Source organism: Bacteroides sp. ET225, from assembly GCF_024733745.1.
Lineage (GTDB): Bacteria > Bacteroidota > Bacteroidia > Bacteroidales > Bacteroidaceae > Phocaeicola > Phocaeicola excrementipullorum.
Genome location: NZ_JANRHN010000053.1, coordinates 1 through 14,041 on the forward strand (window position 1 = coordinate 1; position 14,041 = coordinate 14,041).

The 14,041-nt window shown below is 50.7% G+C and carries 14 protein-coding genes and 1 pseudogene; 6 read left to right on the forward strand and 9 right to left on the reverse strand.

All coding sequences use genetic code 11. The features are described from left to right. Nucleotides 1–314: 314 nt before the first annotated feature. Entirely contained in the window at nt 315–689 is a 375-nt protein-coding gene (locus NW212_RS14525; RefSeq protein WP_258339342.1) for a nitroreductase family protein, read from the forward strand. Nucleotides 690–728: 39 nt separating this feature from the next. Here NW212_RS14525 and NW212_RS14530 read toward each other — a convergent pair whose 3' ends face one another. Together NW212_RS14530 and NW212_RS14535 are read right to left on the reverse strand one after the other, a co-directional pair. After that, entirely contained in the window at nt 729–857 is a 129-nt protein-coding gene (locus NW212_RS14530; RefSeq protein WP_258339343.1) for a winged helix-turn-helix transcriptional regulator, read from the reverse strand. Next, nucleotides 844–1,104, reverse strand: a pseudogene (locus tag NW212_RS14535) (winged helix-turn-helix transcriptional regulator); the annotation flags it as partial. The pseudogene NW212_RS14535 and the gene NW212_RS14530, both read right to left, overlap by 14 nt. A 318-nt stretch (nt 1,105–1,422) precedes the next feature. Between NW212_RS14535 and NW212_RS14540 the strand changes: the two are divergent. The 5 genes from NW212_RS14540 (at nt 1,423) to NW212_RS14560 (ending at nt 4,787) form a co-directional block, all read left to right on the forward strand. Next, the gene (locus tag NW212_RS14540) at nt 1,423–1,716 is read left to right on the forward strand and encodes a hypothetical protein (protein WP_258339344.1); all 294 of its coding nucleotides are present in this window, start codon (nt 1,423–1,425) and stop codon (nt 1,714–1,716) included. Between the two features lie 25 nt (nt 1,717–1,741). Continuing rightward, the gene (locus tag NW212_RS14545; RefSeq protein WP_258339345.1) at nt 1,742–2,053 is read left to right on the forward strand and encodes a cell division protein ZapA; all 312 of its coding nucleotides are present in this window, start codon (nt 1,742–1,744) and stop codon (nt 2,051–2,053) included. Nucleotides 2,054–2,165: 112 nt separating this feature from the next. Next, nucleotides 2,166–3,701 carry a ribonuclease Y gene (gene rny / locus NW212_RS14550; protein WP_258339346.1) on the forward strand — a complete coding sequence of 512 codons (1,536 nt, stop codon included), beginning with the start codon at nt 2,166–2,168 and terminating at the stop codon, nt 3,699–3,701. A 118-nt stretch (nt 3,702–3,819) separates the two neighbouring features. Then, complete coding sequence (locus NW212_RS14555) at nt 3,820–4,335, forward strand: very short patch repair endonuclease (protein ID WP_258339347.1); 516 nt, start codon at nt 3,820–3,822, stop codon at nt 4,333–4,335. A 149-nt stretch (nt 4,336–4,484) separates the two neighbouring features. Next, nucleotides 4,485–4,787, forward strand: a complete 303-nt coding sequence (locus tag NW212_RS14560) for a GNAT family N-acetyltransferase (RefSeq protein WP_258339348.1) — start codon at nt 4,485–4,487, stop codon at nt 4,785–4,787. A 104-nt stretch (nt 4,788–4,891) separates the two neighbouring features. Here NW212_RS14560 and NW212_RS14565 read toward each other — a convergent pair whose 3' ends face one another. The 7 genes from NW212_RS14565 to NW212_RS14595 are packed head-to-tail and all read right to left on the reverse strand — an operon-like array spanning nt 4,892 to nt 13,689. After that, nucleotides 4,892–6,016, reverse strand: coding sequence for an AMP-binding protein (locus NW212_RS14565; RefSeq protein ID WP_258339349.1), 1,125 nt, complete (start codon nt 6,014–6,016; stop codon nt 4,892–4,894). 12 nt (nt 6,017–6,028) lie between these two features. After that, entirely contained in the window at nt 6,029–7,084 is a 1,056-nt protein-coding gene (locus NW212_RS14570) for an o-succinylbenzoate synthase (protein WP_258339350.1), read from the reverse strand. A 13-nt stretch (nt 7,085–7,097) separates the two neighbouring features. Beyond that, entirely contained in the window at nt 7,098–9,626 is a 2,529-nt protein-coding gene (locus tag NW212_RS14575) for an outer membrane beta-barrel family protein (RefSeq protein ID WP_258339351.1), read from the reverse strand. 33 nt (nt 9,627–9,659) lie between these two features. Then, a complete protein-coding gene (menB, locus tag NW212_RS14580; RefSeq protein ID WP_258339352.1) occupies nt 9,660–10,484 on the reverse strand; it encodes a 1,4-dihydroxy-2-naphthoyl-CoA synthase in 825 nt (274 codons plus the stop codon). Between the two features lie 5 nt (nt 10,485–10,489). Beyond that, entirely contained in the window at nt 10,490–12,142 is a 1,653-nt protein-coding gene (menD, locus tag NW212_RS14585) for a 2-succinyl-5-enolpyruvyl-6-hydroxy-3-cyclohexene-1-carboxylic-acid synthase (RefSeq protein WP_258339353.1), read from the reverse strand. A gap of 18 nt (nt 12,143–12,160) precedes the next feature. Then, nucleotides 12,161–13,273 (reverse strand): isochorismate synthase, encoded by a 1,113-nt coding sequence (locus NW212_RS14590; protein WP_258339354.1) that lies wholly within the window; start codon nt 13,271–13,273, stop codon nt 12,161–12,163. Next, the gene (locus NW212_RS14595; protein ID WP_258339355.1) at nt 13,270–13,689 is read right to left on the reverse strand and encodes a PaaI family thioesterase; all 420 of its coding nucleotides are present in this window, start codon (nt 13,687–13,689) and stop codon (nt 13,270–13,272) included. The genes NW212_RS14590 and NW212_RS14595 overlap by 4 nt, the downstream gene beginning before the upstream one ends. Nucleotides 13,690–14,041 lie beyond the last annotated feature (352 nt).

The following is a 14,041-nucleotide window of genomic DNA, read 5'->3' on the forward strand; positions in this document are numbered from 1 at the left end:
AAAGATTATGTTAGAAAATCGTTTTTTCAGACAGTTGAATGCTGCGAGTGCTTGCGGAGCGGGTGACAAAAAATGAAGTTCATTGTGCAGCAATGAAAAAAAGTTCCTGCCGGATGTTATGGTATGCGGCAGGAACTTTTAAAATAAAAAAGGCTTATGGAATATTTCGCATTTCAATGGCATATCACAGAAGCGTGCGACCAGCGGTGTAAACACTGTTATATCTATGCGCTGGGCAGTCATGCCAGATTCAGACAGATGGCTGAGAAGGATATGGATGCTGTTTTGGCAAATATCAAGGAGTTCGGGGCAGGATGTCTACTGTTGATGTTTATGTGTCAAAGGAGCAGCCGAGCATTGCCGATGACGATTCTATCAAAAACGCTTTCTACGATGCGCCAACGGTAGTGACGCTTTTTGCTCCCAGGAAGTTCCTTTATGCGGAAAGCGACGCTTGCGTGGCTGCCGAAAATATGCTGTTGGCTGCAACCTCTTTGGGGATAGGGTCATGCTACATTGGTTCTGCATGGGACTCGTTCGACGACCCTTTCGGACACGAAACGCTTCAGCGGTGGGGCGTGTGCACCGATTATTACGCAGTCCTTCATGTGCTGCTCGGCTATCCGAAAGATCCGATGGGTGAAATCAAGGCCAGACCCCGAAAAGGAGAGCGTCTGATCTGGGTGTAGCAACCGGTCGCTGATGATGCGTTTGGAGAAGTGAAGCCGCTATTTTTCAGCGGCTTCAAATTTTTTTCTGTGCCTGATGATTGATTTTATGTGCTTTTGTGCCCATTCTGTCAACTGCACGATAAACGGGACTAGCGAAGCGCCCGTTTCTGTCAGTCTGTATTCCACTTTGGGGGGGCACTGTCGGATAAACCGTTCTTTCCACCAGCCCGTCTGCTTCAAGCGTGCGGAGCGTGCCTGAAAGTACGCGGGAAGATACGTCTGGTATCAGCCTGCCCAATTCGTTGAAACGCAAAACCTTGTTCTCGCTTAAAATGAGAATCACCAATAATGCCCATTTGTTGCCGAAACGGGCGATCACGTTCCGGACAGGACATATCTCAATAATTGCATTCTTTTCTTCTTTCTTTCTCATGGCACAGTAAAATAGTTGTCGGCTTCCACATGCAAAGTTATCAAATAAAAGCCGTCGGCAAGAATAAAATAGATCTTAAATATGATCTTCCGCTAAAAAAAGAACATGTTTGCAGAATGAAAAAGTGAAAATCTGAATCCGTCTGCTTTTATTCTCTTTCATTGCCCCGTTCTTTCAGATAAGCTGATAATCGGCTTGTTTTTAATGCCTTTCTGTTGTCTTATCGGATTTTTCTTCATAAAATAGGTAAATTCTTCTGCAAATATTTTTGAAATTCCAATCAATCCACTATATTTGTATACGAATTTCCTATATCTGATGATTGAAAAGAACGAAAAGCTGTTGGATGCCTTTGACGTGAAGTTTAAGCACCTGCTTGTGCTTTATGAGAATTTGCAGCAGGAAAACGCTTCGCTCCGCGGGCTTCTTTCCGAGAAAGAAGCGGAACTGGCAGAGATGAAAAGAGGCTTGGAGGATTTGAATGGAAGGTATAGGAATTTGAAAAGTGCTCGCATCTTGAGTGTCAACGATGATGAACTCCGCGATACGAAACAGAGGCTGGCGAGACTTGTGCGTGAAGTCGATAAATGTATCAAGTTGCTGGGAGAATGAATGTTTGGCAGTGAAGAAACATTATATGGACGATAAGTTTAAAATAAGACTGAAAATTGACAATAAGGAGTATCCGCTGACTATCTTGAGGTCGGAAGAAGAATTCTACCGCAATGCGGCCAGGCGGATTGATAAGGCACTGAATTATTATCGGAGCACGTATCCGAAATTTGAAGCGGAAATACACTGGGCGATGACAGCCCTGGATTTCGCCTATGAAAATGAGCAGTTGAAAGTGCGGAATGACACGGAACCTTTTTATGAAAGGATAGAGCAGATGATGAGAAGTATGGACCGTGTGCTGAAGCCGGAGGAGAAGAAAGAAGATGACGTGTAGACGGATTCGGTGGTGACAATTGAAGGATTAAAGGCGCACAAGCTGTCTGAAGGGATGACCGGAGGAAGTTTGTGCGCTTGTTTTTTTTATATATGTTTAAATTAAAATACTAATGTTGACGACAGTAATACTAGTGGTTGTGGCCTTTCTTGTGGGAGGGGCATTGTCATACGGATTCTTCAGGTACGGCTTGAAGTCGAAGTGTGAAACGATAATTAAGGAGGCTGAAACTGAAGCCGAGGTGATTAAAAAGAACAAACTTCTGGAGGTGAAAGAGAAGTTCCTTAACAAGAAGGCTGACCTAGAAAAAGAGGTGGCTGCCCGTAACCAGAAAATCCAGCAGGCGGAAAACAAGCTGAAGCAGCGTGAAATGGTGCTTAACCAGAAGAACGAGGAGCTTCAGCGCAAGCGGAATGAAGCGGAGGCCATCAAGGAGAATCTGGATGCACAGCTCAGCATCATCGAGAAGAAGAAAGAAGAGCTCGACGTGATGCAGGCGCAGGAGCGTGAAAAACTGGAAGCCATTTCCGGACTTTCGGCAGAAGAAGCGAAAGAACGTCTGGTGGAGTCGCTCAAAGAGGAGGCGAAGACGCAGGCCCAGTCGTATATCAACGACATTATGGATGACGCCAAGCTGACAGCCAACCGTGAGGCGAAACGTATCGTCATCCAGTCTATCCAGCGCGTGGCCACCGAAACGGCTATCGAGAACTCGGTAACCGTGTTCCATATTGAGTCGGATGAAATCAAAGGACGCATCATCGGCCGGGAAGGACGTAATATCCGTGCGCTTGAAGCGGCTACGGGAGTGGAAATTGTTGTGGACGACACGCCGGAGGCTATCGTGCTCTCCGCTTTCGATCCGGTTCGCCGCGAAATAGCCCGTCTGGCTTTGCACCAGCTTGTCACTGACGGACGTATCCACCCGGCACGCATTGAGGAGGTGGTTGCAAAGGTACGCAAGCAGGTGGAAGATGAAATCATCGAAACCGGCAAGCGCACGACAATCGACTTGGGTATCCACGGACTTCATCCGGAACTGATTCGCATTATCGGTAAAATGAAATACCGTTCTTCGTATGGGCAGAACCTGTTGCAGCATGCCAGAGAAACTGCCAACCTCTGTGCGGTGATGGCTTCGGAACTTGGCTTGAATCCTAAGAAGGCGAAGCGCGCTGGTCTGCTTCATGACATAGGCAAGGTGCCTGACGAAGAGCCGGAACTTCCGCATGCGCTGCTGGGCATGAAGCTGGCAGAGAAGTACAAGGAGAAACCGGATATCTGCAACGCTATCGGCGCTCATCATGATGAGATTGAAATGACCAGCCTGCTCGCTCCGATTGTTCAGGTGTGTGATGCCATTTCCGGTGCACGTCCGGGTGCCCGCCGTGAAATTGTTGAGGCTTACATCAAGCGTTTGAACGATCTTGAACAGCTTGCCATGTCATATCCGGGAGTGACCAAGACTTATGCAATTCAGGCAGGACGTGAACTGCGTGTCATTGTAGGCGCAGACAAGATAGACGACAAGCAGACCGAAAATCTGTCGGCTGAAATAGCCAAAAAGATTCAGGATGAGATGACTTATCCGGGTCAGGTGAAGATTACGGTTATCCGTGAAACACGTGCGGTCAGCTTCGCTAAATAAAGAATCTGTTAAGTATGTAATAATTGTTTGGGAAAGGGCCGCGAGGCTCTTTCCTTTTTTAGTTTTCATAGCCCGGGTGTTGGGATATTGTTGTATATTCGCTGACTAAACATTGCTTATGGCCGATAAGTTGACACCAGAACAGAGGCATCGCTGCATGTCGCACATACGGAGCAGAGATACGAAGCCGGAAATCATTGTGAGGAAATATCTTTTTTCCCGCGGTTTCCGTTACCGTGTCAACGTGCGGAGGCTGCCCGGCACTCCCGATATCGTGCTGCGCAGATACCGTACGGTGATATTCGTCAACGGGTGTTTTTGGCACGGGCATGAAGGGTGCAGGTATTATGTGCTTCCCAAATCGAACGTTGATTATTGGCGGAATAAGATCGAAAGAAACCGGGAACGCGACAGGAAAGATCGTATCATGCTCAGGGATATGGGCTGGCATGTCATCCAGCTATGGGAATGCCAGCTGAAGCCGAAGGTGAGGGAAAGGACGCTTGAGGGACTTGTGTGTACGCTCAACAAGATGGTTCTGCTGAATTACGGCGCGAAAAAATATGACCTTGAAGAAGAATCTGGGCGGAATGCGGCAGAGCCTGATCCGGAGTATGTGCGTATGAAGGAGTAGTGTCGGCTGCTGCGGTTTGTGCGTTCTTCAGGGAGTTTCCGGTGATGTTATAAAACATGGAATCAATTCATATATTTTATAAAATCCGGTATCGGCAAATACTCTGATATTTCGTAACTTGCGAAACTAACCAATTTAACAGAGGCGATATGGAAATACTACATGATGAAGGAGGTAAAAGATTTTGGACTTTAGTTGATGGGTATACAGCTCATGTGGCTTACGAAATCCGTGAAAAGGGACTGGATATCCGGCATACGGTAGTCCCCGAAGCGATTGGGGGACGTGGTATTGCTGCTGCATTGGTAAAGGCGGTGTATGATTATGCCCGTGTGAAGCAGTTGAAACCGATTGCCACTTGTTCGTATGCGGTGTCCTGGCTTCAAAGGCATCCTGAATATGGAGGAGAAGTCGGCGAGGATTATGTGGACAAGGGATCTTGCGCTCTTTGACGGCAAGATCAGCGAACAGGCTTTGAACATAAAGGCACAGAAACACAACGTTTGCAGCTATTGGATTCAGCGTGTGTTTCTGTGCCTTGTTTTTGCTGGTGTGCCTAGATTCGTGCGGCGATGTCTTCTGCCAGCCGTCTGGCCTCGGCGCGGTCGGGTTTCCCGGTTCCTGTTTGAGGGAGCTTCTCTGTCTTGAACACCTGCTTGGGCCTCCAGTAAGGGGGAAGCGTGGAAACGGCCTTTTCGATTTCTTTCATCTGCGGTTCTCCTTCTGTCAGCATAACGATGCGTTCGCCGAATTTCGGATCGGGTACAGCCGTTATCATGAAGGGCAGGGAGAGCCGGGCGTGCAGAGCCTCTTCGATCTGTTCTATCTGTACTTTTACTCCTCCCGTATTGATTGTATTGTCTTTTCTGCCGATGATGCGGAATTGCCCCTTGGGGTTCAGTTCTGCGATGTCGTTTGTTGTCAGGGTTTCTTCATTGACACGCGGAGCACGGATGATGAGCGTGTTTTCGTCTGAAAGGGAAACAGTCACATCCTTGAATGGCGTATACCATCCGGAGGCTTCCGGTCCGCTGAGTTTCCGCAGTGCGATGTGCGAAAGTGTTTCCGTCATTCCGTAAGTGCTCCATACGGAATTTGGAAAGCGCCTGAGCGTTTCTTCCATTTGGCGGTCGATTGCTCCGCCTCCGATGATCAGGTGGCGTGTCTGTTGCAGTAGTTCGTTTTCTTCGCGTACGGCAAGCGAATTGAATACCTGCATCGGAATCAGGGCCGCGAAAGACGGAGCTTTCGCCAGATCTTTGAGCGGATGTCCGCTGGGGTTTACCGGAATCAGGTTCAGTCCGGCAACAAGTGCGCGGACCACGACCATTTTGCCTGCGATATACTGCAGCGGCATGCAGAGGAGCGCTGTGTCATGAGGCTGGAGCCTGAGAAATGAAACGGTAAGCATGGCACTGTTCATCATGCGCTCTTTTTCCACCCACAGTTCTTTCGGCTTTCCGGTGGATCCGGAAGTATGCACCTTCAGCCTGTCGGACGCATTGAACCATTCTGTGAGAAAGTCGGCCAGCCGGGCATGGAAGCTGTCGGTGCCGTATTTTTCCCGGAACAGACTTTGCAGCCGGCTCGGCTTGCCGTTTTCTGTCATCGAGTCGGCTGGCTGATAGACAGTTCCGTTGATGGTTATGGTTTGTTTATGTCTGTCGGTAATGAATGGCATTGTTTGCGTTTTTTATTCAGATAAATAATGTTTGAAATCGGGCGCCTGCGCTTCCGGGTCAAACCACAGGCAGTCGCCTTTGATAGAGAGCGGATAGTCAATGTTGTCGGTAAAGAGCAGTCCCGTTCCCAGTCCTTGGGGAAGAACCGGATTGAGTGTGGCACACCATTGGGCAATGGTATTCAGTCCGATGTTTGATTCCAGGGCCGATGTAATCCAATAGCCGATGCCCCGCTGTGTTGCCAGTGTGATCCATTCGGCCGATCCTTTCAGCCCGCCATGCAGTGAGGGTTTCAGAATGATGTATTGCGGCCGGATTGTTTCAAGCAGTTCGATCTTGCGTGCCACTGTATTTATGCCGATCAGCTCCTCATCCAGTGCGATGGGGAAGGGGCTGCTCTTGCAAAGCTGTCCCATGGCAGTCCATTGTCCGGCGCGGATGGGCTGTTCGATCGAATGGAGGCGGAACTGGCTGAGCGCTTCCAGTTTTTCGGGAGCGTCGTCAGGTGCAAACGCCCCGTTTGCGTCTACTCTGAGCTCGATCTGTTCAGGAGAGAAATGCTCGCGGATGTGCGCAAGCAGCTCCAGCTCTTTGTTGAAGTCGATAGCTCCGATTTTCACTTTGATGCAGCGGAAACCGAGGCGCATCTTTTCTTCTATCCGCTTGTACATTTCATCGAAGTTCCCCATCCATATCAGTCCGTTGATGGGAATCCCCTGTTTTCCTTCAGAGAAAGGAGTGTTCCACAGTTTCACGCTGCCGGTGTGGAGGTGCTGCAAGGCTGTTTCCAGACCGAAAAGCATGGACGGATAGGGACGCATCGCTTCGTAGTCGATGGTTCCTGTCATTCCCGTATTGCGGCAATGTCCGGCAAGAATGCTTTCATAGTCGGGCAAGTCGTCGCAGCTTAATGCCGGGAGCGGCGCGCATTCTCCAATGCCGAATCTTCCCGCATTGCGGTCTTCTATGCGGATGTACCAGACCTTGCGGGTGGTATAGACGCCTCGTGAGGTACCTGCAGGCTGTTTGAAGTGCAGGGTTCGTGGAATGATTTGAATCTTATACATGATCTTTTGCTTTTTAATTCATTTTGTTGAACTGATATTTGAACGATATCATGAAGTATCCTCTCAATTGTTCGGAGTAGGTTTCGCTGAAACGCGTGGCCGAAGCATACCGGTAATAGCTTTTCTTTTGGCTGAGTATGTCGGCCCAGTAGAATGAAATCTCGCCCTGCTTTTCTTTCAGGAACTTCCATCCCAGGCGGATGTTCCAGAGAATTTCATTGTTGTCATCGTTTCCCATTCCGGTGCCGTTGCGTATATTGTAGGCGGCATCCGTGTTAAAAGTCAGGTTCCATGGAAGCTGGATGTTGGTTGTAATGCCCATTGTGTAGTAGCGCGTGTACGTGTTGTTTCCCTGAAGCGAGTTCTTCGACTGCTGGTAGTCCCATCTCCCGTTCAAGTCGATGTTGCCCCAGTCCGGGACGTATGAAAGGCGGATGTCGGAAGACAGTCCGAGAGCACGTGTTGCGCTTTGTGCCATCTGTGATGAACCGGTGTCATCGATCAGGCTTATGCGGTGTGCAAAGTGGCTCGAAGCGTTGGCGAACAGTCTGAACAATCCCATACTTCGGTTGTATCCGGCATTTCCCATCAGGCTCCAATTGCCGTTGATGTTTACCGGAAAGGTTTCTCTTTTTCCGGTTTGCGGATCATATGAGGTGGCTTGTGACACGCTGTTGAATTCCTGGTTGAATGCCATGCTTGTATTGATGCCTTTGGTGAAGTTGTTTATCATGAAATAAACAGCATGACTGTATGACGGTTTCAGGTCGGGGTTGCTTCGGGTGACAAGCAAGGGAGATACATATTGGGTGGGTGCCAGCAGGCTGGCCAATGAAGGCTGGCGGGTGTATCCTGAATAGCTGAGCATTGCATACCAATTGTCTTTTTGTCTGGTGAGGGCTAAAGACGGATGCCATTCAATGCTGGTTGAGGCTGTGTCGATCCGTGTATTTGCATCCGTCTGTTTCAGTGAACGCCTTTGGGGGATTACAGACAGTGTTGTCTGGATGCTCCATACTTTTCCCTGGTAGTTATAAGTGAGTGTAAACCGGTGGCTTGCCGTATTGCTTTCGCTCCGGTTGCTCAAGCTGTCGATGTGTCCCGATTCGTATCCTTGCGGAAGGTTTCCGATGGCCGGCTGTCCTGTTTCCGGCAGAAAGGACAGGTCGTAGGTATCCTGATTGCTTGTTTCTTGTTCGTATTTGAACGCATAGGCGAATTGCAGGCGCGCGTTCTCGCCGAACACCTGCGTATAAGCCAGTTCCGTTTCATGGCTCCGGGTGTCGTAGGGTGATTTCCGGAACTGATGCTGTCGGCTCACCGAGTCGTTTCCCCAGATGTCTTTCAGCCGGAAGTAGGTTGCTTCAGCCAGTGTGAATGATTCGTCGGTCATTTTGTTCCGGCTTGCCAGATAGCTTATTGCCAGGTTGTTTCCTTTGGGGTTTAATTTTCTGGTGAAGGATGCGTTGATGTCATATCCCCATGAATTGCGTTTGTGCTCTGTCTGGCTCAGATGGTCATTGATGCGGTTTCGCTGGTCTGTTTCTTCGATTTGCGCGAACGGGTTTCTCACGTCCACCTGCGGGTTGACGCTGAATATGGAGCTGTGCGTGTCGTTCCGGCTGGTGGAAGGCAGAAACCTTGCGTTGCCTCCTATGTTGACGCTGGTCTTTTCGTCGATGTTCCATCTGAGCCCCAGGTTTCCGCTCGTGTTCCGGTCTTTGCTCAAGGAGTTGTTTGTATTGATTCCGTACTGCGTGGTTCCGGTCAGATAGTTTTCGTTGTATCCGGATCCGGTCGCGCCGTTCCGGTTGTAATTGTATCCGATTCCCCCCCACAGCTCCACGTTTTTGGTCAGATGCCTGCTTGCGCTTGCTCCGATGGAATGCGAAATATTCCGTTCGTCGGGAGTGGTGAAGTCTTGATTGCCCGAGCGTCCGATGACGCTGAAGTTATCCCCGCCTTTTTCAAACCGGAATAGCTGGGCACTGGCATTTTTCTTCTTGTGGTTGCCGTATCCGGCTTCTGCAGAGGCTGTGAGCGTTCCGTTCAGCTTTTTCTTTGTCTGCAAATCGAGGACATAATTCTTTTCCGTATCTTTTATGCCCGTATCCTTTTCTTTATCCGTTTCTTTATCGTACACTTTCAGTTTGCTGACAAATGAAGCCGGTATATTTTCAAGAGCAATTTTGTTGTTTCCCTTGAAGAACTCTTTTCCGTTTACGGTGATTTCCCTGATCGGATAGCCGTTGAATGAGAGTGAATGGTTTTTAGGATCGTAGCTTAGTCCCGGAATGCGGCGGACCAATGCTTCCAGATAGGCTCCCTCGGGAACCTTGAACGCATTCGGATTGAAAACCACCGTATCTCCTTTCTGCTCCATCGGAGGAATGGGGGCTGTTACGGTTACTTCGTCAAGCAGCAGCGTATCGGAAAGATGAAACACGACAGAGTCTTTTGCCGCTTGTTCTTGAGCATTCAGTTGCCGGCTGCCCAAGACGCACAGACAAAGAACGGTTATCAGGCGGACTGCGTGTTTCATCTTTTCGTCTATGTTTTTTCCCTTGCGCGCAGGTTAAGGGAGTTTCGGATATTTAGACCAGTCGGGCTTGCGCTTCTCCAGGAATGCCTTTCCGCCTTCCTGCGCTTCGTCTGTCATGTAATAGAGCATGGTGGCATCGCCTGCCAGTTCCTGTATTCCGGCCTGTCCGTCGAGTTCCGCATTCAGTCCTGCCTTGATCATGCGCAGGGCGAGCGGGCTGTGCTGCATCATGGTTTCGGCCCATTCCACCACTTCGTCTTCCAGGCGGTCGAAGGGAACCACTTTGTTTACAAGTCCCATTTCGAGAGCCTCCTGGGCGGAATATTGGCGGCAGAGGAACCAGATTTCGCGTGCTTTCTTCTGTCCTACCACACGGGCCAGATAAGATGAGCCGAATCCTGCGTCGAAACTTCCGACACGGGGGCCTGTCTGTCCGAAAATGGCATTCTCGGATGCGATGCTCAGGTCGCAGACCACATGAAGCACATGGCCTCCGCCGATGGCGTATCCGTTGACCATGGCAATTACCGGCTTCGGGAGCGAGCGGATCTGTTTCTGTACGTCAAGAATATTCAGGCGGGGAACTCCGTCGGTTCCCACGTAGCCTCCGTGTCCTTTTACGTGCATGTCGCCTCCCGAGCAGAAAGCTTTGTCGCCTGCCCCTGTCAGTACGACGACGTTGATGTCGCGGCAATCGCGGCAGTAGTAGAATGCGTCACTTAATTCCTTGGTCGTGTCCGGCGTGAACGCGTTGCGGTAACGGGGACGGTTGATCGTGATTTTGGCAATTCCGTTATAGAATTCGAACAGGATGTCCTGATAAGTTTTGATGGTTTTCCATTCTCTAGGTTGTGGCATGGCTTTTATTTTTTGAGGTTATGGTAATAAGTTTTCAATAATTCAACATCTTTTTCTTTGTCCGTGAACACTTCGAGCAGAAGCGGCTGAGGCAGTCCGGTTTCTTGCGTGAACAAGGCGGACGCATCTTCCAGCTCTTCTTCATTGCGTGCGGACAGATAGCGGAATCCCCTGTCTTCTGCCCATGCGCGGGCCGATGTCTGATGGCTGGCTATGACGAACCGGGTGGTTGCGGGCTGCACATCCAGCCCCGGCAGAGCATGGAATATTTCTCCTCCGCTGTTGTTGAGAAGCAGGATCCGCAGGTTGTTGCCGTAGTTTGAATTCCAAAGCGCGTTCATGTCGTAAAAGAAGCTCAAATCTCCGATAAGCACAAAGTTGAGCTTTCCGGAAGCAGAGGCATAGCCTGCTGCCGTCGAGAGTGAACCCTCTATGCCGTTTGTCCCGCGGTTGGAAAGCACTTCGATGTCCGGCGGCAGGTTGAAAAGCTGGGCATAACGCACCACCGAGCTGTTTGCCAGGTGCAGGACGCTGGATGGCGGCAGGCTGCGCATCACTTTTCCCACGGCACCCATCTCTGAGAACGGAAAGTCAGCCTCGTCCAGCGTCCGGCAGACATCGTTCCATAACGCTGGATAGCCGGAAGCCGTTCCGCTGATGAGCGGAGCCGTTTCCGTCAAGAAACGGTACGGATCCATCTCCACGACCGCAGTGAGCGACTGGAAGACATCGGCTACTTGTCCGTCGGGTGCAATGTGCCAGTGTTCGGCAGGAGGGCAGCTGCGGAGGAACTTCTTGAGGCGGCCGGAAATGATGTGGCCTCCGTAGGTGACAAGAAGATCGGGACGCATTTCTTCCCATCTGTCTTTGCCGAGAGCTGCCAGCACGGGTTCGATGTGCCGGATTGCATTCGGAGGAGCAGCCTGGTTGCTGATGTTTTCGGTCATCCATGCAAAGTGGGGGGCAAGCGCTTCGGCGGTCTGTCTGCTGAGCGCGTTTTTCGGATTCATTTGTCCCACAACCATCATACGCCGGCTGTATTGTTTGAATTTCCGGATGAATCTGTGTATGGCTTCATTCCCCTCATAGCGTGAAATGACACGTGCCGGCGGAATTTCCGCTGTCGGAAAGTTGAAGAACGGCTGGCTGACGGGTATGTTGATATGTACGGGTCCTTGTCCGTGGTGATTCAGTTCGAGCAGCGCTTCGTTGATGAGGCGGTTGCAAAACCACTCGTCTTCGCTGTCCTTGATTTCGGGAAGGCTGACCGATTTTTTTACAAGCCCGCCGAACACGCCGGGCTGCGGCAGGGTCTGTCCGTCCATCTGTCCGATCCATGCGCCGGGCCGGTCGGCCGAGAGCACCACCAGCGGCACTTGCTGGTAGAACGCTTCTGCCACGGCAGGATGCAGGTTGAGCAGAGCCGATCCGGAGGTGCAGCATACGGCTGCCGGCCTGTTTTCGTTGAGAGCCAGCCCCAGTGCGAAGAATCCTGCGCTGCGTTCGTCGGTCACCGGATAGCAGGTGAATTCAGGCATCCTGGCAAGTGTCTGTACGATGGGTATGTCCCTGCTTCCGGGGCATAGCACGATTTTCCTTATGCCGTGCGCTTTCAGCAAGGCTGCAAGTTGCAGTATGTTCTTTTTGTCGGTATACATGGCGGGTGCTGTTTTGCATTATAGGATGTTGCGCATGGTGTTCATCTTCTGTTGGGTTTCCTCCCATTCCGAGTCGACTTCCGAAGTCGGGAGTATTCCCCCTCCGGCATAGAGTGTGGCCGTGTCTTTGCCGATGTGCATGCACCGCAGATTCACGTAGAGCGTTGTTTCTTCCCGGGGAGCCAGCCATCCGATGATTCCCGAATAGTAGCTCCGGTCGTATCCCTCCGTGTCCAGAATGAACCGGTAGGTTTCGTCTTTAGGCAGTCCGCACACGGCAGGAGTGGGATGGAGTTCCTGAAGGATGTCGCCCAGATGCTGCGTTTCTTTCAGCGTGAAATGGAAGTCCGTTTTCAGGTGGACCAGTTGTCCGGCACGTGCGGTGTACGGTCCTTTCTCTGTCAGCCTGGAGCCGAATTTCTTGACGGCCTTCCGGATGTATTCGCTGACGAATCCTTGTTCCTCCTTGTTCTTGGTGCTCCATTCGGTCGGCATGTTCTCTCCGTTCATCGGCATGGTTCCTGCCAGCGACACGGTATGCCAGTCTGTTCCGTTTCCGCTGAGTATGACTTCCGGCGTGCTTCCTATCCATGTGCCGCCCGTCGGAGTATGGCAGAGCGAAATCATCATTCTTGGGTAGCTGTTGCATGCCTTTACGAAAGTGCCCAGCGGCGAAAAGTTATCCGGCAGCGGCTGGCGGCTTTGGCGTGAAAGCACCAGCTTGCGGAATTGCTTTTGGCGGAGCGGTGTGATGAAAAGGCCGAATGTTTCTGCATACCTTTGTTTTTCTTCGTCCGCCGAGGGCTGTTCTGCTGTCTGAGCGCCTTCTTCGGCCTGCGCTTCGGGTGCAGATTCGCCGGCAAGGGCTTCGGCAATCTTGTCCCAGTTGCGCGCCACTTTGTCCGGGCGTATGATAATGATCGGGCATCTGTCTGAAGCGTGGAACGGTGCCATGACAAAGCCCTCTTTTCCGTTCAGTTCGGCGAGCGTTCCGGCCGTTTCCGGCATCCCGTCTGCTTGCAGCACGAGAATCGGCTCGTCAGTCCACGGCAGGCGGTAGAGGGCAAAGCTCCGGCCGCCGTGTGTCAGGTTGTCTATCAGGTGATGGATGGATGTTTCGGGTATGTTCATGCGTGTTTTTTTACGATTTGATTGATTATGCGTGCCGTTGAAACCAGTTTCCCGTTGGGAGCCGTGATGTCGATGTTCCAGATGTGGGTGGTTTTTCCCCGGTGTACGAGCGTTCCGGTGGCTTTCACCCAGCTTCCTTTCGGAACCATGCTTACGTGGTTTGCGCTGACCTGTATGCCGCACGGCATCTGTCCTTCGGCGCAGAGCGGAATGGATCCGTGCCCCGCTACGATTTCTGCCAGGGCGAGCGATGCTCCCCCGTTCAGGATTCCGAATGGCTGGCACGTCCGTTCGTCAACGGGCATGACGGCTTGCACGAAGCCTTCCTTCATTCCGGTGAAACGTATGCCCAAATGTTCGCCCATCGAGTGCGACAAGTCGGGCAAAGGCAACTCTTTGTTTTCTTCTGTTTGCATACGGTGTATTTATATTGGTTTGCAAAATTACATAATTCCGTGCAAAACGTGTAGCAACAAGTGTGAAATTACCGCTTCGGGTGTGAATATTCTTGTCTTTCTGTCTGCTGGTTTTTCAGGGCGTTGGATCGTGTCTTGGACATAAGCCGGTCTTTTTACCTCTTCACTGGAGTGATACGTTCTTCTCACTGCAACAGGGCTGACGCATTACTAAAGTCATTGATATTCAGAGTATCTGATATTTAGAGATATACTAAAGCCTGATAAAAAGGCTGTTTTTTACCTATAAAATCAGCACATGCTGAATAATAAGTACTTAATAATCAATATTCTTTTTAATGCGTCAGCCCTG

Excerpts from the sequence above, each read along its gene's own strand:
- NW212_RS14545 (WP_258339345.1), top strand. The coding sequence starts at position 1,742 with ATGGACGATAAGTTTAAAATAAGACTGAAAATTGACAATAAGGAGTAT.
- NW212_RS14565 (WP_258339349.1), bottom strand. The coding sequence starts at position 6,016 with ATGCCATTCATTACCGACAGACATAAACAAACCATAACCATCAACGGA.
- NW212_RS14560 (WP_258339348.1), top strand. The coding sequence starts at position 4,485 with ATGGAAATACTACATGATGAAGGAGGTAAAAGATTTTGGACTTTAGTT.
- NW212_RS14555 (WP_258339347.1), top strand. The coding sequence starts at position 3,820 with ATGGCCGATAAGTTGACACCAGAACAGAGGCATCGCTGCATGTCGCAC.
- rny (WP_258339346.1), top strand. The coding sequence starts at position 2,166 with ATGTTGACGACAGTAATACTAGTGGTTGTGGCCTTTCTTGTGGGAGGG.
- NW212_RS14525 (WP_258339342.1), top strand. The coding sequence starts at position 315 with ATGTCTACTGTTGATGTTTATGTGTCAAAGGAGCAGCCGAGCATTGCC.
- NW212_RS14570 (WP_258339350.1), bottom strand. The coding sequence starts at position 7,084 with ATGTATAAGATTCAAATCATTCCACGAACCCTGCACTTCAAACAGCCT.
- menB (WP_258339352.1), bottom strand. The coding sequence starts at position 10,484 with ATGCCACAACCTAGAGAATGGAAAACCATCAAAACTTATCAGGACATC.
- NW212_RS14595 (WP_258339355.1), bottom strand. The coding sequence starts at position 13,689 with ATGCAAACAGAAGAAAACAAAGAGTTGCCTTTGCCCGACTTGTCGCAC.
- NW212_RS14575 (WP_258339351.1), bottom strand. The coding sequence starts at position 9,626 with ATGAAACACGCAGTCCGCCTGATAACCGTTCTTTGTCTGTGCGTCTTG.
- NW212_RS14540 (WP_258339344.1), top strand. The coding sequence starts at position 1,423 with ATGATTGAAAAGAACGAAAAGCTGTTGGATGCCTTTGACGTGAAGTTT.
- NW212_RS14590 (WP_258339354.1), bottom strand. The coding sequence starts at position 13,273 with ATGAACATACCCGAAACATCCATCCATCACCTGATAGACAACCTGACA.
- menD (WP_258339353.1), bottom strand. The coding sequence starts at position 12,142 with ATGTATACCGACAAAAAGAACATACTGCAACTTGCAGCCTTGCTGAAA.